The following is a 17,546-nucleotide window of genomic DNA, read 5'->3' as shown; positions in this document are numbered from 1 at the left end:
ACACCTCTGCCTCGGCCCTGACATGGACCGTTACTGCAAAGATCGAGTGAATCGTCCGGAACGTGGGGTCTTTTCTTGCCCATTACCTCTTGGCCGCTTACGGTTACCGCAGTGAGGTGTTACTCCGCGCAGTGCGGATTGCCATAGGACTGACCGCGTTCGACCAGTTGAAGGGTGTTGTGCCCGGCTCCCGCAGCCGGTGGTTCGCATAGCCAGGGTTCTGGAACGCTCCGGAGCCCGCCTGATCATGCGCGTCCGGCAGCGGCCGGGGGCGCTGGTCGCGGCCGTCCCGGGACCGTACGGCGCGCCCGTAACGCCTCGCGTCGCCGACATCAGGGCCTCCTGATGGCGCAGCGTCGAGGAGAGGGGTCAGTGCCGTGATTTACGTCGTGACAGGTGCGGCACTGGCGGTCATCCTGGCGCTGGTCGTCCTGGTCCTCATCGTGCTGCGCCGTTTCGACGCAGCCGCCCGTACGGTCGCGGCGAACGAGGAGCAGGCGGAGGCGCAGCGGGGCGCCGAGGAGATCGTCACCAAGGCCCGCGCCGACGCCCAGGAGATCATCAGCGACGCCGAGGTCAAGGCGCGGGAGGCGTCCGCGGCGGCGCGATCCGAGGTCGAGGACGAGATCAAGTCGCTGAAGGAGGACCTGCGGGCGCTCCGTGAGGATCTCGAGCGCCGCGAGGCCCGGCTCGCCGAGCGCGAGCACCGGCTGGACGACGAGGTGCGCCGCCTGGAGGAGCGCGCCCGTGAGCTGGCCGACGCCAAGCAGGCGCTGAAGGAACGGCGGGCCGCGCTCGACCGGCTCGACGACGAGCGCAAGAGCGTGCTCGAGCAGGCCGCCGGGCTCACCGCCGACCAGGCCAAGACCGAGCTCGTCTCCCTGATCGAGAACCAGGCCAAACGCGAGGCCGCGCTGATCACGCGGGACATCGAGAACGAGGCGCGCGAAGAGGGCGAGAAACGCGCCCGCAAGATCGTGACCCTGGCGATCCAGCGGGTCGCCAGTGAGCAGACCACCGAGTCGGTCGTGTCGGTGCTGCACCTGCCCAGCGACGAGATGAAGGGCCGGATCATCGGCCGTGAGGGCCGCAACATCCGTTCCTTCGAGACGACGACCGGCGTGAACCTCATCATCGACGACACGCCCGAGGCCGTACTGCTGAGCTGCTTCGACCCCGTGCGCCGGGAGGTCGGCCGGCTGACACTGGAGAAGCTGGTCCTCGACGGCCGGATCCATCCGCAGCGGATCGAGGAGATCTACGAGCACAGCAAGGCCGAGGTCGAGCAGTTGTGCGTGCGCTCCGGTGAGGACGCCCTGCTGGAGCTGGGGCTCACCGACATGCACCCGGAACTGATCACATTGCTGGGCCGCCTGCGGTACCGGACGTCGTACGGGCAGAACGTCCTGGCGCACCTCATCGAGTCGGCGCACCTGGCCGGGGTCATGGCGGCCGAGCTGAGACTGCCGGTTCCGCTGCTGAAGCGGTGCACGCTGCTGCACGACATCGGCAAGGCGCTGACGCACGAGGTGGAGGGCAGCCACGCGCTGATCGGTGCGGAGATCGCCCGGCGGTACGGCGAGGACGAGGACGTCGTGCACGCCATCGAGGCGCACCACAACGAGGTCGAGGTGCGCACCGTGGAGGCGGTGCTGACCCAGGCCGCGGACTCCATCAGCGGAGGCCGCCCGGGTGCGCGGCGCGAGTCGCTGGAGGCGTACGTCAAGCGGCTCGAACGGCTCGAGGAGATCGCGGCCACGCGCGAGGGCGTCGAGAAGGTCTTCGCCATGCAGGCCGGCCGGGAGATCCGGGTGATGGTGCGGCCCGATTCGGTGGACGACCTGCAGGCGCAGGTCATCGCGCACGACATCGCCAAGCAGGTCGAGGAGGAGCTGACCTATCCCGGCCAGATCCGGATCACGGTGGTCCGCGAGTCGCGCGCCACGGAGTTCGCCCGCTGACGACCGCGGCCCGGTCGACCGGACCGCCGTACCGGCCGGGGTCTTCCCGGACCGGCGGCGGCCCACCTCGCTCCGGGGCCGCGCTCCGGAACCGCGTTCCGGACTGCCTCCCGCGACCGTGCTCCGGCTCCGGCCTCCGTGACCGTGCTCCGGCCTCCGTGACCGTGCTCCGGACTCCGTGACCGTGCTCCGGCTCCGGCCTCCGTTACCGTGCTCCGGCTCCGGGATCCGGGATCCGGTCCGGCCCTCCGGGACCGCGCTCCAGGACCGTGCCGCGGTCCCGGGCCGGGCGGCCCGGCCGGGCGTGGGTGGGCCCGGAGGCCTCAGGCGGTGGTCTCGGCCTGCTCCGAGGCGGCGGCCTCCGGCCCCGGCGCGCCGGCCTCCTCGGCGGGCGGGCGGCCGACGGTGAGGTCGATCGGCGCGACGTCCTTCGGCTCGAACCCCAGCGTCTGCCCGTAGAAGGCGAGCTCGGCCTCCAGGCAGGCGATGACCGTGTCCGCGCGCCGGAACCCGTGCGACTCTCCCTCGAACGTCAGGTACGCGTACGGCGTCTGCTTGCGCGCCATCGCCTCGGCGAACCGCTCGGACTGCGGCGGGGAGACGATCGGGTCGTCCAGGCCCTGCAGGAGGAGTACGGGGCAGGAGACCTCCGACGCGCGCGCGACCGGCGACCGCTCCTCGTACGTGCGCTCGAAGCCGGGGATCGGCCCGATCAGCCCGTACAGGTAGGTCGATTCGAAGTCGTGGGTCTCCTTGAGCCAGTTCTGCGGGTCGGAGATGCCGAAGTAGGAGGTGCCCGCCTTGAACAGGTCCGTCTGCGTCACCGCGCAGAGCGTCGTCCAGCCGCCGGCGCTGCCGCCGCGGATGGCCAGCCGTCCGGGATCGGCGGTGCCACCGCGGATGAGCGCCTCCGCGGCGGCCACGCTGTCCTCGACGTCCACGATCCCCCACTGGCGGCGCAGCCGTTCGCGGTAGGCGCGGCCGTATCCGGTGGAGCCGCCGTAGTTCACGTCGATCACGCCGATGCCCCGGCTGGTGAAGTAGGCGATCTCCAGGTCCAGCACGCTCGTCCCATGATCGGTCGGGCCGCCGTGCACGAACACGACGTACGGCGGCAGCTCGCCCGCAGGGGCCTGGAAGGCCGGGTTGGACGGCGGGTACACGTAGGCGTGCACCGGGCGCCCGAACGGGCCCTCGAGCTCCTGGGCGCGCGGCAGCGGGAGATAGGCCGCCTCGGGCGGGGAGTCGAGCTCGCTGCGCAGCACCTTCGCCTCGCCGCTGTCGGCGTCCACCACGACCACCGACCAGGGAATGTCGGGTGCGCCCGCGATGCCCACGATGCTCGTCCCGTCGGCGGAGAGCTGGGGCTTCCAGTCGGTGTAGGGCAGGTCGAAGTCGACCAGCTCGGCCGTCTCCGGGTCGTACAGACCGAGCCGCTGGTCGCCCTGGCCGTGCAGCACCGCGACGCGACCGTCGTCCAGGACGGCGTACGGACGACCGCCGAGCTGCCACAGCGCTCCGGCGAACTCCTCCTCGGCCGGGTACAGCGCCTGCGGGGACTCGCCGTGCAGGCCGAGCTCGTAGAGGTTCCACCAGCCCGGCCAGTCGGACACGACGTACATCCGGGACTCGCTCAGCCACGTGGGCGCCAGCGCCGACTCGCTCAGGCCGCCCTTGACCTGCCGTGGCCGGTCCAGCGCGCCCGTCTCGTCGAATGCGGCGACCCGTACCTCGGTGCCGTCCCACGGCATTCGCGGGTGGCTCCACTGCATCCAGGCGAGGTGACCGCCCTCCGGGGACGGCGTGGGGAAGGCGTAGAAGTCGGCGCCGCTGACGAGCTCGCGGATCGCCCCGGCGTTGTCCGCGGCGCCGCCGTCGACGGGGACCGCGACGATCGCCCGGCGTACGCCCGCGGTGGTGTGGCCCTCGCAGACGCACCAGATGTGCTGGGCGTCCGGCGCGAGCGCGAAGTCGGCGTAGCGGAGGCCGGCGGGCTGCGCGGGCTCCGGGGTCAGCGGGCGCGGCAGCTCGCCCGGCGTGAGCCGGTAGAGCCGCTGGTCCTCGTAGTTGGCGAAGACCACGTCGCCGTCGGGAAGGGGAATGTAGGACCGCCCGCCGTACTCGTGCACGCGGGTACGGGCGTTCCACGGCGCGGGCAGCAGGTCGACGCCGGACCGCACGATCGTGGTCCGGCCGCCCTTGTCCGGGCGGGTCTCCTGCCACCACACCCGATCACCGTGGATGGTGGGGTAGCTGAGTCGCAGGCGCGCGCGGGCCACGTCGGCGGCGGAGATCGGAGAGGACCAGGATCCGTAGGGGGCGGTAGCGCGAGCGGTCATATCGGAATCGTCTCGCAAACCGGGCGCTCATGGGGCCTCGACCCGAGACTTGACGCGGCCGAACATCGCCGCGTGCGGTGGGAGACACGAACGGGCCGGTGGATCGACCACCGGCCCGTTTCATGTCCGTCGACGTGTCGCCTACTACGCGGTGACCTTTCCGGGCAGGCCCGCCGTGGGCAGCGCGCCGGGGTCGGCGCTGAGCGTCTTGGCGGAGCTCTTGCGGCTGCGCCGGCTCCGCTTCTCCAGCCAGGTGGCCAGGTAGCTGAGCGCCAGGTTCATCGCGATGTAGATCAGCGCGATCACGATCGCGGCCGGGATCAGGTTGCTGTACTGCGCGGGGATCTGCCGGTAGCCCGTGTTCAGCAGGTCCTCGTACCCGACGATCCAGCCGAGGGCCGAGTCCTTGAGCAGGACGACGAGCTGGCTGACGATCGCGGGCATCATCGCGGTCGTCGCCTGCGGGATGAGGATGAGCCGCATCACGCCGTTCTTGCGCAGGCCCATCGCGTAGGCCGCCTCCGACTGGCCGCGGGGCACTGAGTTGATCCCCGCTCGGAAGATCTCCGCCAAGACGGATCCGTTGTAGAGCATCAGTCCGATGACGAGGGCGTCGAACGCGGTGACCTCGGGGAACTCGCGGTTCAAGGCGTTCGCGATCGTCGGCGGCCCGCTGAAGACGAAGAAGATCAGGATCAGCAGCGGGATGGCGCGGAAGAACTCGACGACCGCTGCGGCCGGAATCCTGATCCACCGGTGGTCGGACATGCGCCCGAGCCCGAACAGGACGCCGAAGGCCAGTGCGAGCACGGCCGCGACGAGTGCGGCCTTCAGCGTGCCGCCGATGCCGGGAAGGATGAAGTCCGTCCAGGTCGACCCCTGAATGAACGGCTTCCACAGCTTGCCCTGCAGCTGGCCCTCTTTGTCGAACCGGGCGACGACGATGTAGATGATCCCGAGGATGACGATCGCCGAGATCAGCGTCAGGATGTTGTGCCGCATCCGCGCCTTGGGACCCGGCGCGTCGAACAGCACCGACGCCTTGTGCTTCTTGGCGCGCGAGGGCGCCGGCTTGGTCTCCGTCATCGTCGTCACCGGGCCACCGCCATCCGCTTGGCCAGCCAGTTGAAGAAGAACCCGGTCGGCAGGGTGAGGCACATGAAGCCGACCGCGAAGCCGATGAAGATCGGCAGGGTCGCGCCGTACTGCTCGAACATGTCCTTCATCAGCGAGGCCGCCTCGTAGTAGCTCGCGACCAGAACGATCGTCGTGTTCTTGATCATCGCGATCATGACGCTGCCGAGCGGCGCGACGACCGCGCGGAACGCCTGCGGCATGATCACCATGCGCAGCGACTGAGTGAAGGTCAGGCCGATCGCCCGCGCCGCCTCCGCCTGCCCCATCGGCACCGTGTTGATGCCGGCCCGCAGGGACTCGGCGACGAACGCCGCGGTGTAGAACGACATGCCGAGGACCGCCAGCCAGAAGAAGTTGACGGTCGACGTGTTGGAGATCCTGAACTTCAGCGTGTCGCTGAGCCCCAGGCTGCAGAACAGCAGCACCAGCGTGAGCGGGGTGTTCCGCAGCGTGTTGACGTAGAACGTGCCGGCGATCCGCAGCACCCGGATGGGCGAGACGCGCATCGCGGTGATGATCGTGCCGATCACCAGGGACAGGATGCCCACCGTCACGGAGATCCGGATGGTCGCCCAGAACGCCGAGAGTAGCTTGTCACTGCTGTCCGCCAACGGACTGAAGTCGAGGAGTACGTTCCAGTTCATCTCACTCCTACCCTCTTACGAACGGCGCCGGTGAGCCCGTGCGGCCCACCGGCGCCGATCCGTACCTACGGCTCAGCTGCAGCCTTCCGGGGTGGGCGCGGTCGCCTCGAAGGGCAGGTTCGCCTTGCCGAACCACTTCTCCCACAGCTGCTTGGCGGTGCCGTCGGAGTACATCGACTTGATCGCGTCGTTCACGGCGTTGCAGGTCTTGGTGTCGCCCTTCTTGAGGCCGACGCCGTACTTCTCGTCGGTGAACGGCGCGTTGACGACCTTGACCGCCGTGCCCTCCTTGGCGGCGTAGCCGGCCAGGATGGTCGCATCGGTGGAGACCGCGTCGACCGAGCCGCCCTTGAGCTTGGTGATGCACTCCAGGTAGCCCTGGGCCGGGACGGTGACCGCGGCGACCTTCTGGTTCAGCTTGTTGGTGCCCTCGGTGACGTTCTTCCAGGAGTTCGACCCGGACACCGCGCACAGCTTCTTGCCCTTGAGCGACTGCAGGCTCGTGATCGAGTTGTCGTTCCCCCGGACCATCAGGTCCTGGTGGGTGACGACGTACGGGCCGCCGAAAGTGACCTTCGGCTTCCGCTCCGCGGTGATCGAGTAGCTGGCGATCACCATGTCGACCGTGCCGTTCTGCAGGAAGGTCTCCCGGTTGGCCGACCGGGCCTCCTTGAACTCGATCTTGCTGTCGTCCTTCACGCCGAGCTTCTTGGCGATGTACTTGGCGACGTCGATGTCGAAGCCCTCGATACCGTTACTGGTCTTCAGTCCGATGGCGGGCTGGTCGTACTTGACGCCGATGACGATCTTCTTGCCGTCCTTGGCCTTGTCGACCACCGTGGTGCTCTTCTTCGCGGCACAGCCGGAGATGCCCGCCGTGGCCACCGCGAGCGCGGCGGCGACGACCCCGAAGTGACGTACTCGCATTTCTATCCCCTGTGTAGTGGCAGAACCGCGCCCGCGGTTCCTCGGGTCGGATGAGTCCAGATCCGTCGAACCGGTCGCGGTCAGTGCGTCAGGATCTTGGAGAGGAAGTCCTTGGCGCGGTCGCTCCGCGCGTTGGTGAAGAACTCTCCGGGGGTGTTCTCCTCGACGATCTGGCCGTCCGCCATGAACACCACCTTGTTGGCCGATGCCCGGGCGAACCCCATCTCGTGGGTCACCACGACCATCGTCATGCCCTCGGCGGCCAGGTTGATCATCACGTCGAGGACCTCTTTGACCATCTCCGGGTCGAGGGCCGAGGTCGGCTCGTCGAACAGCATGACCTTGGGCCGCATCGCGAGCGCCCGGGCGATCGCGGCGCGCTGCTGCTGGCCGCCGGACAGCTGCGCGGGATACTTCTCGGCCTGCGAGGCGATGCCCACCCGCTCGAGGAGCTCCATCGCGCGCTGCTCGGCCTCGGTCTTGTCCGTCTTGCGAACCTTGATCGGACCGAGCGTGACGTTCTGCAGGATCGTCTTGTGCGCGAACAGGTTGAACGACTGGAAGACCATCCCCACGTCGGCGCGCAGCTGCGCCAGCGCCTTGCCCTCCTCGGGCAGCGGCTTGCCGTCGATCCGGATGGTGCCGCCCTCGATGGGCTCGAGCCGGTTGATCGTGCGGCACAGCGTCGACTTGCCGCCGCCCGACGGGCCGATCACGACCACGACCTCGCCACGATGGATGGTGAGGTCGATGTCCTTGAGGACATGGTGCTCGCCGTAGTACTTGTTCACGTTCTCAAGCACGACGAGAGGTCCGCCGCCACTCACCTCGGCCTCCCGGGCCTCCTTGCCGCTGTCCGTCATGTGCGCAAAGCGTACGTCAGAGAATTGCCAAGAAAGCAGAGCCCAGGTACCGATCCGGTCACGTTGCAGCGCGCATTTGCCTGCGGCGGAGCGGCGCCGGCCCGTTGAAGTCGATCTTGTACGGGGCCGACATGGCGCGAGTGTGATCGAGTCACCGTCCGGCGCCGGGCGCGCGTACTCTTTCCTATGAGATGAGCGCGCCCACGACATTCGACGACCGGCCCCGTACGTACGAGATCCGCACGTACGGCTGCCAGATGAACGTGCACGACTCCGAGCGGCTCGCCGGGCTGCTGGAGGACGCCGGCTACGCCCGCGCGGACGACGGCGCGACGCCCGACGTCGTCGTGTTCAACACGTGCGCCGTACGGGAGAACGCCGACAACCGGCTGTACGGCAACCTCGGCCACCTGCGGCCGGTGAAGGAGAGCCACGCCGGCATGCAGATCGCGGTCGGCGGCTGCCTGGCGCAGAAGGACCGCGACACGATCGTCAAGCGCGCCCCCTGGGTGGACGTCGTCTTCGGCACCCACAACATCGGCTCGCTGCCGGTCCTGCTCGAGCGCGCCCGCGTCCAGGAAGAGGCGCAGGTCGAGATCAAGGAAGCGCTCGAGACGTTCCCGAGCACGCTGCCGACCCGCCGCGAGTCCCCGTACGCCGCGTGGGTGTCGATCTCGGTCGGCTGCAACAACACCTGCACCTTCTGCATCGTGCCGTCGCTGCGCGGCAAGGAGAAGGACCGCCGCCCCGGCGAGATCCTCGCCGAGGTCGAGGCGCTGGTCGCCGAGGGCGTCTGCGAGATCACCCTCCTCGGGCAGAACGTCAACTCCTACGGCGCCGAGTTCGGCGACCGGGGCGCGTTCGCCAAGCTGCTGCGCTCCTGCGGGCAGGTCGAGGGGCTGGAGCGGGTCCGGTTCACCTCGCCGCACCCGCGCGACTTCACCGACGACGTGATCGCCGCGATGGCCGAGACGCCGAACGTCATGCCGTCACTGCACATGCCGCTGCAGTCCGGGTCCGACCCGGTGCTGAAGGCCATGCGGCGCTCCTACCGCCAGGAGCGCTACCTCGGGATCATCGAGCGGGTCCGCGCCGCGATCCCGGAGGCCGCGATCACCACGGACATCATCGTCGGCTTCCCGGGGGAGACCGAGGAGGACTTCGAGCAGACCCTGCACGTCGTGCGCGAGGCGCGGTTCGCCGGCGCCTTCACCTTCCAGTATTCCAAGCGGCCCGGCACGCCGGCGGCGGAGATGGCCGACCAGGTGCCCAAGGAGGTCGTGCAGGAGCGGTACGAGCGCCTCGTCGCCCTGCAGGAGGAGATCTCCTGGGCGGAGAACAAGAAGCAGCTCGGCCGCACCCTCGAGGTGCTCGTCGCCGAGGGCGAGGGCCGCAAGGACCAGCGCACCCACCGGATGTCCGGGCGGGCGCCCGACAACCGGCTCGTCCACTTCGGCCTCGGCGAGGAGGACACCGAGACGCCCCGGCCGGGTGACATGGCGACCGTCGAGGTCACCTACGCCGCCCCGCACCACCTGGTCGCGGACGGACCGGTCCGCGCCGTGCGGCGCACCCGGGCGGGCGACGCCTGGGAGCGGCGCACGGCCGCGCCAAAGGGCGTCTCGCTGGGCATGCCGGGCATCGGCCGGCCGGCGACGCCACCGGTCTCCTCCTGCCCGTGATCGCGCCGTCCGAGGTGGCGGCGTGCTGACCTGCGCGGCGGTGTGCCCGCATCCGCCGCTGCTGGTGCCCGAGGTGGCGGGCGGCGCGGCTGCCGAACTCGACGGCCTGCGGGCGGCGTGCGACGCGGCGGTGCGCCGGCTCCGCCCCGCCGATCTGCTCATCGTGGTGGGATCCGGGCCGAGTGACCGCGACTTCGGCTCCGACGCGGCGGGCGGCCTGCGGCCGTACGGCGTCGACCTGACGTTCGGGCCGGGCGAGCCGGTGCTGCCCCTGTCCCTGACCATCGGCCGGTGGCTCCTCGGCGACCGGCCGGCCGTGTTCCGGAGCGTCGCCGAGGGCGCCTCGCCGGAGGACTGCCTACGGCTCGGCGCGGAGCTGGCGGATCGGGCCCCCACCGTCGCGCTGCTGGTGATGGGCGACGCGTCGGCGTGCCGCAGCCAGGCCGCGCCGGGCTACTTCGACGCGCGGGCCGCCGGGTTCGACGCGGCGGTGGCCGCGGCGCTGGGCGGGGGCGACCCTGCCGTTCTCGCCGGGCTCGACCCCGCCCTGGCGGCCGAGCTGCGGGTGGCCGGGCGGGCGCCGTGGCAGGTGCTGGCCGGCGCGGCCGGAGACGCGTCGTTCGACGCGGAGCTGCTGGCGGACGAGGCGCCGTACGGCGTGGGTTATCTCGTCGGGAGCTGGGCCCGCCGCGCGCTATGACGGCCGGCCGCCCATCGGGTCGGCGCCTCCTTCGCGCTCCTCGGGAGTGTGCGGCTGTCCGCCGGAGCGTTCCACGTACCTGTGGGCCTGCTCCTGGGCCGTGTCGATCTGCCGGGAGTACTTCCCGCCGGTCTTGCGGTCGGCCATGTCGCCGGCCTTCTCGATGGCCTCGTCGACCTTGTCGCCGTGCTGGCCGAGAAGATTCTTGACCTTGTCCATGAAGGACATCCGGGCCTCCTGCCGCCTCTTGGGGGGTACCGCCCCTCGGCACCCTCTATCGGCCCTCTGCCCCCATATCCGGCGGCGGAACCCATCAAGGGGAGACCGTGCGCCCGGCCCCGTGACCGCCGCGCCCGGCCCCGGCGGTCACGGGGCCGGGCGCGGCGCGGGTCAGCAGGAGCCGTTGTCGGTCCAGACGTTCTGCGCGTTCGCGCCGGGCACGTCACCCTGGGTCCACCACTTGGCGGTCCAGCGGTGGCCGTTGTAGGAGACGGCCGCCCCACCGGTGTAGGCGGTCCCGGCGTTCCAGGCGGCCAGCCCGGCGCAGCCCGTGCCGCCGCTCCCGCCGCCTCCGTTGAGCTGGTCCACCGCCTGCTGGGCTTCGGCCATGTGCTGCTGGTACGCGCCGTTGGTGTAGGTCGTCCACGGCGTCCAGTCGTTACCGGATGAGGAGATCCGGTAGGCGGCCTGCGCCGCGCCGTTCGGGTCGAACGCCTGGGCGTCGGACACCTCGGAGTGCCAGTAAGAGTTGATCTGCCACAGCCCGCGGTCACGGCTGCAGTCCGAGTCGACCAGGACCGCGCGGGTCCAGCCGCTGCTCTCGGCCAGCGCCACGGCCACCGAGACGACCAGCCCGTTGCCGGTGAAGCCGTTGTTCTCGGCGATCTGGGCGATCTGCAGGGTGGTCAAATGGTCGCCGGCGAGCGTGCTGGTCACCGTGCAGGTGGCCGCCGGATGGGCCGAGGAACGGGCGGCGCCGGGCGGAACGGTGCCGGCCTCCGCCGCGGTGGCGCTCATGACGGTGAACAGGGCGGCCGCGAGCAGGCCGGGGAGCCACTTGCGAAGCAGCATCGATCCTCCTAGGTCGGGGGCGGGGAGGGGACCGGGAGCGCTCCGATTGACTTTTTGGAAAGTTTCCTAAAAGTCAGGCTCGATGGTAGACCGTGCGCGACCGCCCGACAAGAAGGCATGACGAGAAGTCCGGACGCGCTTGACCGATCTGTCCGGTGTCCGCGCCTTGAGCGGAGGGGTGGCGGCGGCACCCCGGGGGAAACGGCAGAATTGAGCCGGTGGGGGACATGAAGGTGATCGCCGTCGTTGGCCCGACCGCCGCGGGTAAGTCCGACCTCGCGGTGGAGCTCGCGCTGCGGCTCGGCGGTGAGATCGTCAACGCCGACTCGATGCAGCTCTACCGGGGCATGGACATCGGCACCGCCAAGCTCGCCGAGCCGGAGTGGCGCGGCGTGCCGCACCACCTGCTCGACGTGTGGGACGTCACCCGCACGGCCAGCGTCGCCGAGTACCAGGAGCTGGCCCGCCGGACCGTCGCGGAGATCCGCGGCCGTGAGCGGGTGCCGCTGCTGGTCGGCGGGTCCGGCCTCTACGTCCGGGCGGTCCTGGACGACCTGGAGTTCCCCGGCACCGACCCGGAGCTGCGGGCGCGGCTGGAGGGCGAGCTCGCCGAGCACGGGTCCGCCGCGCTGCACGCCCGGCTGGCCGGTCTCGACCCGGCCGCCGCCGCCTCGATCCTGCCCGGCAACGGACGCCGGATCGTCCGGGCGCTCGAGGTGATCGAGATGACCGGGCGGCCCTTCACCGCCTCGATGCCGTCCTACGCCGACACCGGCGACTCGGTGCAACTGGGATTGACCGTCCCCCGTCCCGAACTCGACGAGCGCATCGCCGTACGCGTCGAGCGCATGTGGAAGGCCGGGTTCGTCGACGAGGTCCGCGGCCTGGAGCCGTACGGGCTTCGCGACGGGCTCACGGCGAGCCGCGCGCTCGGCTACGCGCAGGTGCTCCGCTTCCTGGCGGGGGAGTGGACCGAGGAAGAGGCGAAGCAGGAGACGATCCGGGCCACCCGGCGGTTCGCCCGCCGCCAGGAGTCATGGTTCCGCCGCGACCCCCGGGTGCGCTGGATCCCCTACGACGCGCCGGTCGAGACCGCGCTGGATACGATCGGCTCATGCGCTTCGTGAAGGGACACGGCACCGAGAACGACTTCGTGATCGTGCCGGACCTCGATGGCTCACTCGACCTGACGCCGTCCCTCGTGGCCGCCCTGTGCGACCGGCGCGCCGGGATCGGCGCCGACGGCGTGCTGCGCGTCGTGCGCGCCAAGGCGCTGGGCTATGACGACCTCGGCGCCGAGTGGTTCATGGACTACCGCAACGCCGACGGCAGCGTCGCGGAGATGTGCGGCAACGGCGTGCGGGTCTTCGCGCGGTACCTCGTCGACACCGGCCTGGCCGCCCCCGGCGACCTCGCCGTCGGGACGCGGTCGGGCGTGCGCGCGGTGAGCCTGGGCGCGACCGGCGACGTGACGGTGGACATGGGCGCCCCGCGGATCCTGGGGGAGGGCCGCGCGGTGCTGGCCGGCCGGTCGTACGCGGGCCTGCGCGTCTCCATGGGCAACCCGCACCTGGCCTGCGCGATCGACGAGCCCGTCGCCGGTCTGGACCTCGAGCGCGCGCCCGACGTCGACGCGGCGGTCTTCCCCGACGGCGTCAACGTCGAGCTGTTCCAGCCGGTCGGCGACGGCCGGGTGGAGATGCGGGTCCACGAGCGGGGAGTGGGCGAGACGCGCTCCTGCGGTACGGGCACGGTCGCGACGGCCGTGGCCGCCGCCCACGCCGCGGGCCGCACGACCGGCACCTGGGAGATCGCCGTGCCGGGTGGCGTCGTCACCGTCATCCTCGACGGCACGACCAGTTTCCTGCGCGGCCCGGCCGTCCTCCTCGCCGAAGGCGAAGTCCACCTCGACCGCCTCACCCTTCGCTGACCGCATTGCCGCTTCCGGCCTCGTCCTCATCGCGTTGCTGACGCGCGTGGGACAGGACGGCTCCGGCCCCGTACGGGACGGCGAGCTCATCGGGTGGATGCTCGGCGTCGCGCAGAAGGCTCGGCGACGGCCGTGTGTTCCGGCCTGTGAATCGGACGATTCTCGGCGTTCCAGGCCTGAGGGAGGTCGTTTTCCGAGACTTCTGCGCGGCCGGGGCGGCCTCGAACCGTGCGGCCGCCGGCTTGTCCACCTTCGGGGCGGGTCAGAGGCCCTCGGCGGTCGTCCAGAGCCCGTCGGTGAGGCTGCCGAGATGGTGGGCCGCGCACCACAGGGCGAACGGGACCGTGTCATCGGCGCGGATCCGCTGCCCGTTGCCGAGGACGTCGGCGGCCTTCCAGGCGGGGGTGTCGTCCGGTAGGTCCGCGGCGCGCGGGATCCCGTCCCGGGTCGATCCGCCGGGCGTGTGCGCCGCCACCTCCCGGAGCAGGTCGGCGCCCCAGAGCGCGCTCCCGACCGGGGTCTGCGGCGGCACGCCCGGGTTCACCGCGCCTCGTGGTCGGTCCAGCCGACCACGGCGAGCGCCGCCGCCACGCCACCGCGACGGCGCCCGCGATGCCCTCGGAATGGGCGTGGGTGACGTGCGCGGACCGCCTCGCCTGCTCGACGGTGAGCTCGAGGTCCGGGCCGAACCAGGCGCCCAGGGGAGCGGCTCTCATCGCCGCGCCGTTGCCAAGGCTGCCCTGCCCGTCGAACAGTGCCCGCGCTGCGGTGTGCCACGCGCCCGGATCCGCTCCGAGCAACGGCAGCAGGTCGTGCATCCCGGCGCCGTATCCGCGGCCCGGATCGGCGGCGTAGGTGTCGGCGAACGCGCGGGCCAGCTCCTCCTCGACGATCTCCCCGTGCCGCAGGAGCACGCGCACGATGCTGAGGGCCATCGCGGTGTCGTCGGTCCAGTGCCACACCTGGCCGGGCCCGAAGTTCTGACCGGGTCCCGGCCGGCCGCCCGAGGGGCGGCGTCGGCGGGCAGGTGACCGGCGTCGCGCATCCGTTCGGCGAGTTCGACCCACCAGTCCCGGGTGTCGGTGAGCAGGTCGCGGACGGTGGGGTCCCCCGGCCCTGGGGGCGATCGGCCCGGGGATGCCGGCCGGGCGGGCGGCACGCTGCTCCGTTCGGTGGCCTTCTTCGACGGCGCGCGGACGGGCGGGCCGCTCGGCGCCCTGCTCGTCTGGTCCGTGGCCGGGCTCCTGCTTCTCGGCCTGGGCGCGTTGCGGGACCGGCGTGCCGGTTCTCGTCGGGACGCCGGTCGCACTGCGCCGACCCTGGTGGACGCCGACACCTGAGCGGTCGCCCGACGCGGCGAGGGGCGATTGTCGATTACCGAATCGGTTTCGGTTACGATGGCCGCCATGACCCCCGTGAAGCGCCAGGCGCGGGCCGAGCGCACCCGCGCCGCGCTGCTGACCGCCGCTCGGGAGGTGTTCGAGGAGCGCGGCTTCCTCGACGCCAAGATCAGCGAGATCTGCGAGCGGGCCGGCGTCGCGTACGGCAGCTTCTACACCCACTTCGCCGACAAGGACGCGATCTTCGCCGAGCTGATCGACGAGATGCTGGCCGGCCTGCTCGCCGTGATGCGGGCCGAGCCCCTGAACGGCGACGGCCCGACCGCGCGCATCGCCGGCGCCAACCGCGCGTACCTGCGCGCGTACCGGAAGAACGCCCGGCTGATGGCCGTCTTCGAGCAGGTCGCCACCTTCTCGCCCGCCATGCGCGAGACCTACCTGCGGGCCTGGGGGGTCTTCTACGACCGTCAGGAACGCGCCATCCGTGAGTGGCAGCGGGCCGGGCTCGTTCCCGACGACGTCGAGCCGCGCACGGCGGCGGTCGCGCTCGCGACGATGATCGGCCGGACGGCGTACACCTGGTACGTCCTCGGCCGCCCCCACGACGACGGCGACGTCGAACAGCTCACCCGGCTCTACTGCCGGGCGATCGGCATGTAGGAGGCAGCGTGGACTTTCGCGACACACCCGAGGAGGCCGCGTTCCGCGCGGAGCTCCGCTCGTGGCTCCAGGAGAACGCGCCGCAGCGCGCGGTCGAGGCGGGCCGCGGGGACTTCGACGCGCTGCGCGCGTGGGGCGGGCGGCTCTACTCCGCCGGCTATGTCGGGATCACCTGGCCGGAGGAGTACGGCGGCCGGGGACTGTCCCCGACGTACCAGGCGATCTACCTGGAAGAGCTCTCCCGCGTCGACGCCCCCGGCCACCCGGGCGTCATCGGCCTGAACATGGCCGGCCCGACCATCATCGCGTGGGGCACCGACGAGCAGAAACAGCGTTATCTCAAGCCGCTGCTGGCCGGTGAGGAGATCTGGTGCCAGGGCTTCTCCGAGCCCGGTTCCGGCTCGGACCTGGCCGCCGGGCGCACCAGCGCCGTCCTCGACGGCGACCACTGGGTGGTCAACGGGCAGAAGGTCTGGTCGTCCTACGCGCACAAGGCCGACTGGTGCATCCTCGTCGTCCGCACCGACCCGGACGCGCCCAAGCACGCCGGCCTGTCCTACCTCATCGTCGACATGCACGCGCCCGGCGTCACCGTACGGCCCCTGCACCAGATCACCGGCGACCCGGAGTTCAACGAGATCTTCTTCGACGACGTACGGGTGCCGCGCGAGTCGATCCTCGGCCGGCCCGGTGACGGCTGGAAGGTCGCCATGACAACCCTGCTGCACGAGCGCGGCACGCTGGGCTTCGCGCTGTCCGCCGAGCTCGAGCGCATGGTCAACCACCTGGTCGACCTCGTACGGGAGGAGGGGCCGGACGGCCGGCGGCCCGCCGACGACCCGCTGATCCGCGACGCGGTCGCCCGCGAGTGGATCGAGATGCAGTCGCTGCGCTTCACGAACTACCGGGCCCTCACCACGCTGCTGGAGACGGGCATCCCCGGCCCGGAGGGCTCGGGCGTCAAGCTCGCGTGGAGCGAGGCCAACCAGCGCCTCACCTCGCTCGCCCAGTCGGTGTTCGGCCTGCACGCCCAGGTCACCGGCGAGGACGCGCCATGGCACGGGTTCTGGCAGTACTGGCAGCTGCGGTCCCGGGGCAACACGATCGAGGCGGGCACCTCGGAGATCCTGCGCAACATCATCGCCGAGCGGGTCCTCGGCCTGCCGAAGGGACGTTGATCATGGACTTCGCGTTCTCCGAAGAGCAGGAGCAGTTGCGGGGCTTCGCCCGTGAGTTCCTCGCCGACCGCTACGACGACGTCCGCCTCGCGCAACTCGCCGACTCCGAGACCGGCGTCGACGCCGAGGTCTGGCCGAAGCTCGCCGAGATGGGCTGGCTCGACGCCGAACTGACCTTCCTCGACCATGCCGTGCTGCTGGAGGAGACCGGCTACCGGCCGCTCGCCGCACCGTACTTCACCACCACCGTCCTGGCCGCTCCGGCGCTGGACGACGAGGCGGCCAAGCAGGTCGCGGACGGCCGGCTGACCGCCACGCTCGCCTGGGCGGAGCCGGGCATGCGCCAGGGCCTGCTGGACCCGGCCGGCGCGTCGGTCTCCGACGGGCGGCTCACGGGCCAGAAGGTCCTCGTCCCGGACGGCGCGGCGGTCGACCTGTTCGTCGTGACGGCCGCCGACGGGCTGTACGCCGTCGGTGCCTCCGACGCCGTCGTCACGCCGCACGGTGGGCTGGACGGCACGCGCCGGCTGGCGAGCGTCCGGTTCGAGGGCGCGCCGGCGCGCCCGCTGGTGACCGGAGAGGCGGCCGCCGAGATGCTCGGCCGGATCCGTGACCGCGCGTACGCCGCGGCGGCCCTCGAGTCGGTCGGCGTCGCGCAGCGCGCACTGGACCTGCTCGTCGCCTACGCCAAGGAGCGGCAGCAGTTCGGCAAGCCGATCGGCGTGTACCAGGCCGTGTCGCACAAGGCGTCCGACGTCTACGTACGGCTCCAGGAGGCGCGGTCGCTGGCCTACTGGGCCGCGTGGTGCGTCGCCGAGGACGACCCGATGGCGCGCCAGGCCTGCCTCGCCGCCAAGGCCCACGCGGGCGAGGCGGCGGTCTTCGCCTGTGAGAACGCCATTCAGGGGCACGGCGGCATCGGCTTCACGTGGGAGCACGTGCTGCACCGCTACTACAAGCGCGCCCAGTGGCTGGCGGCCTTCGACGGCCCCGCCCGCGACCAGCGCGCCGAGGTCGCCGCCTTCCTCCTCGACTGAGGACGGGCTCTGTGGAGAGTGGCCGGGGGGTGTCCAGAGCGGGGCACTCCTCGGTCACTCTCTTTTTCGGGGTAGGA

The 17,546-nt window shown here is 71.2% G+C and carries 17 protein-coding genes and 1 pseudogene; 9 read left to right on the top strand and 9 right to left on the bottom strand.

Annotated features, from left to right (window positions below; genetic code table 11):
- Positions 1-389 precede the first annotated feature (389 nt).
- The gene (gene rny / locus AB0K82_RS22090) at positions 390-1,961 is read left to right on the top strand and encodes a ribonuclease Y (protein ID WP_364399512.1); all 1,572 of its coding nucleotides are present in this window, start codon (positions 390-392) and stop codon (positions 1,959-1,961) included.
- Positions 1,962-2,284: 323 nt separating this feature from the next.
- Here rny and AB0K82_RS22085 read toward each other — a convergent pair whose 3' ends face one another.
- From AB0K82_RS22085 to AB0K82_RS22065, 5 genes are all read right to left on the bottom strand, one after another.
- Entirely contained in the window at positions 2,285-4,300 is a 2,016-nt protein-coding gene (locus AB0K82_RS22085; protein WP_364399510.1) for a prolyl oligopeptidase family serine peptidase, read from the bottom strand.
- 144 nt (positions 4,301-4,444) lie between these two features.
- Positions 4,445-5,386 carry an amino acid ABC transporter permease gene (locus AB0K82_RS22080; RefSeq protein ID WP_364399653.1) on the bottom strand — a complete coding sequence of 314 codons (942 nt, stop codon included), beginning with the start codon at positions 5,384-5,386 and terminating at the stop codon, positions 4,445-4,447.
- A gap of 5 nt (positions 5,387-5,391) precedes the next feature.
- A complete protein-coding gene (locus AB0K82_RS22075) occupies positions 5,392-6,081 on the bottom strand; it encodes an amino acid ABC transporter permease (RefSeq protein WP_364399508.1) in 690 nt (229 codons plus the stop codon).
- Positions 6,082-6,153: 72 nt separating this feature from the next.
- Positions 6,154-7,008, bottom strand: a complete 855-nt coding sequence (locus AB0K82_RS22070) for a glutamate ABC transporter substrate-binding protein (protein ID WP_364399506.1) — start codon at positions 7,006-7,008, stop codon at positions 6,154-6,156.
- A gap of 80 nt (positions 7,009-7,088) precedes the next feature.
- On the bottom strand, positions 7,089-7,871 hold the full coding sequence (locus AB0K82_RS22065) for an amino acid ABC transporter ATP-binding protein (RefSeq protein ID WP_364399504.1): 783 nt from the start codon (positions 7,869-7,871) through the stop codon (positions 7,089-7,091).
- A gap of 191 nt (positions 7,872-8,062) precedes the next feature.
- Here AB0K82_RS22065 and miaB point away from each other — a divergent pair, with 191 nt between their 5' ends.
- Together miaB and AB0K82_RS22055 are read left to right on the top strand one after the other, a co-directional pair.
- Positions 8,063-9,553 carry a tRNA (N6-isopentenyl adenosine(37)-C2)-methylthiotransferase MiaB gene (gene miaB, locus AB0K82_RS22060; RefSeq protein ID WP_364399502.1) on the top strand — a complete coding sequence of 497 codons (1,491 nt, stop codon included), beginning with the start codon at positions 8,063-8,065 and terminating at the stop codon, positions 9,551-9,553.
- Between the two features lie 22 nt (positions 9,554-9,575).
- Complete coding sequence (locus AB0K82_RS22055; RefSeq protein WP_364399500.1) at positions 9,576-10,253, top strand: hypothetical protein; 678 nt, start codon at positions 9,576-9,578, stop codon at positions 10,251-10,253.
- On the opposite strand, the gene AB0K82_RS22050 is transcribed toward AB0K82_RS22055, so the two are convergent.
- Positions 10,248-10,481, bottom strand: coding sequence for an antitoxin (locus tag AB0K82_RS22050; RefSeq protein ID WP_364399498.1), 234 nt, complete (start codon positions 10,479-10,481; stop codon positions 10,248-10,250). The genes AB0K82_RS22055 and AB0K82_RS22050 overlap by 6 nt on opposite strands.
- Positions 10,482-10,643: 162 nt before the next feature.
- Positions 10,644-11,324 (bottom strand): carbohydrate-binding protein, encoded by a 681-nt coding sequence (locus tag AB0K82_RS22045; RefSeq protein ID WP_364399496.1) that lies wholly within the window; start codon positions 11,322-11,324, stop codon positions 10,644-10,646.
- A gap of 227 nt (positions 11,325-11,551) precedes the next feature.
- Here AB0K82_RS22045 and miaA point away from each other — a divergent pair, with 227 nt between their 5' ends.
- Together miaA and dapF are read left to right on the top strand one after the other, a co-directional pair.
- Entirely contained in the window at positions 11,552-12,451 is a 900-nt protein-coding gene (miaA, locus tag AB0K82_RS22040; RefSeq protein WP_364399650.1) for a tRNA (adenosine(37)-N6)-dimethylallyltransferase MiaA, read from the top strand.
- On the top strand, positions 12,439-13,254 hold the full coding sequence (dapF, locus tag AB0K82_RS22035; protein ID WP_364399494.1) for a diaminopimelate epimerase: 816 nt from the start codon (positions 12,439-12,441) through the stop codon (positions 13,252-13,254). Before miaA ends, dapF begins: the two co-directional genes overlap by 13 nt.
- 262 nt (positions 13,255-13,516) lie before the next feature.
- On the opposite strand, the gene AB0K82_RS22030 is transcribed toward dapF, so the two are convergent.
- Positions 13,517-13,798: an ADP-ribosylglycohydrolase family protein gene (locus tag AB0K82_RS22030; protein WP_364399492.1), complete on the bottom strand. Its 282-nt coding sequence runs from the start codon at positions 13,796-13,798 to the stop codon at positions 13,517-13,519.
- Between the two features lie 55 nt (positions 13,799-13,853).
- Positions 13,854-14,321, bottom strand: a pseudogene (locus tag AB0K82_RS22025) (ADP-ribosylglycohydrolase family protein); the annotation flags it as partial.
- Positions 14,322-14,426: 105 nt separating this feature from the next.
- Here AB0K82_RS22025 and AB0K82_RS22020 point away from each other — a divergent pair.
- The 4 genes from AB0K82_RS22020 to AB0K82_RS22005 all read left to right on the top strand — a co-directional run bounded on the left by AB0K82_RS22020 (position 14,427) and on the right by AB0K82_RS22005 (position 17,469).
- Entirely contained in the window at positions 14,427-14,594 is a 168-nt protein-coding gene (locus AB0K82_RS22020; protein WP_364399491.1) for a hypothetical protein, read from the top strand.
- Positions 14,595-14,660: 66 nt separating this feature from the next.
- Positions 14,661-15,254, top strand: a complete 594-nt coding sequence (locus AB0K82_RS22015) for a TetR/AcrR family transcriptional regulator (protein ID WP_364399489.1) — start codon at positions 14,661-14,663, stop codon at positions 15,252-15,254.
- A gap of 8 nt (positions 15,255-15,262) precedes the next feature.
- Complete coding sequence (locus AB0K82_RS22010; protein WP_364399487.1) at positions 15,263-16,432, top strand: acyl-CoA dehydrogenase family protein; 1,170 nt, start codon at positions 15,263-15,265, stop codon at positions 16,430-16,432.
- Between the two features lie 2 nt (positions 16,433-16,434).
- Positions 16,435-17,469, top strand: coding sequence for an acyl-CoA dehydrogenase family protein (locus tag AB0K82_RS22005; protein ID WP_364399485.1), 1,035 nt, complete (start codon positions 16,435-16,437; stop codon positions 17,467-17,469).
- The last annotated feature ends 77 nt before the right edge of the window (positions 17,470-17,546 follow it).

The sequence above is a fragment of the Actinoallomurus sp. NPDC052274 genome (assembly GCF_040679475.1).
Taxonomy (GTDB): domain Bacteria; phylum Actinomycetota; class Actinomycetes; order Streptosporangiales; family Streptosporangiaceae; genus Actinoallomurus; species Actinoallomurus liliacearum.
The sequence above is the reverse complement of the archived record's forward strand: the minus strand, read 5'-3'. Positions and strand labels throughout refer to the sequence as shown.

Excerpts from the sequence above, each read along its gene's own strand:
- AB0K82_RS22085 (WP_364399510.1), bottom strand. The coding sequence starts at position 4,300 with ATGACCGCTCGCGCTACCGCCCCCTACGGATCCTGGTCCTCTCCGATC.
- AB0K82_RS22080 (WP_364399653.1), bottom strand. The coding sequence starts at position 5,386 with ATGACGGAGACCAAGCCGGCGCCCTCGCGCGCCAAGAAGCACAAGGCG.
- AB0K82_RS22075 (WP_364399508.1), bottom strand. The coding sequence starts at position 6,081 with ATGAACTGGAACGTACTCCTCGACTTCAGTCCGTTGGCGGACAGCAGT.
- AB0K82_RS22070 (WP_364399506.1), bottom strand. The coding sequence starts at position 7,008 with ATGCGAGTACGTCACTTCGGGGTCGTCGCCGCCGCGCTCGCGGTGGCC.
- AB0K82_RS22065 (WP_364399504.1), bottom strand. The coding sequence starts at position 7,871 with ATGACGGACAGCGGCAAGGAGGCCCGGGAGGCCGAGGTGAGTGGCGGC.
- miaB (WP_364399502.1), top strand. The coding sequence starts at position 8,063 with ATGAGCGCGCCCACGACATTCGACGACCGGCCCCGTACGTACGAGATC.
- AB0K82_RS22050 (WP_364399498.1), bottom strand. The coding sequence starts at position 10,481 with ATGTCCTTCATGGACAAGGTCAAGAATCTTCTCGGCCAGCACGGCGAC.
- AB0K82_RS22045 (WP_364399496.1), bottom strand. The coding sequence starts at position 11,324 with ATGCTGCTTCGCAAGTGGCTCCCCGGCCTGCTCGCGGCCGCCCTGTTC.
- miaA (WP_364399650.1), top strand. The coding sequence starts at position 11,552 with ATGAAGGTGATCGCCGTCGTTGGCCCGACCGCCGCGGGTAAGTCCGAC.
- dapF (WP_364399494.1), top strand. The coding sequence starts at position 12,439 with ATGCGCTTCGTGAAGGGACACGGCACCGAGAACGACTTCGTGATCGTG.
- AB0K82_RS22015 (WP_364399489.1), top strand. The coding sequence starts at position 14,661 with ATGACCCCCGTGAAGCGCCAGGCGCGGGCCGAGCGCACCCGCGCCGCG.
- AB0K82_RS22005 (WP_364399485.1), top strand. The coding sequence starts at position 16,435 with ATGGACTTCGCGTTCTCCGAAGAGCAGGAGCAGTTGCGGGGCTTCGCC.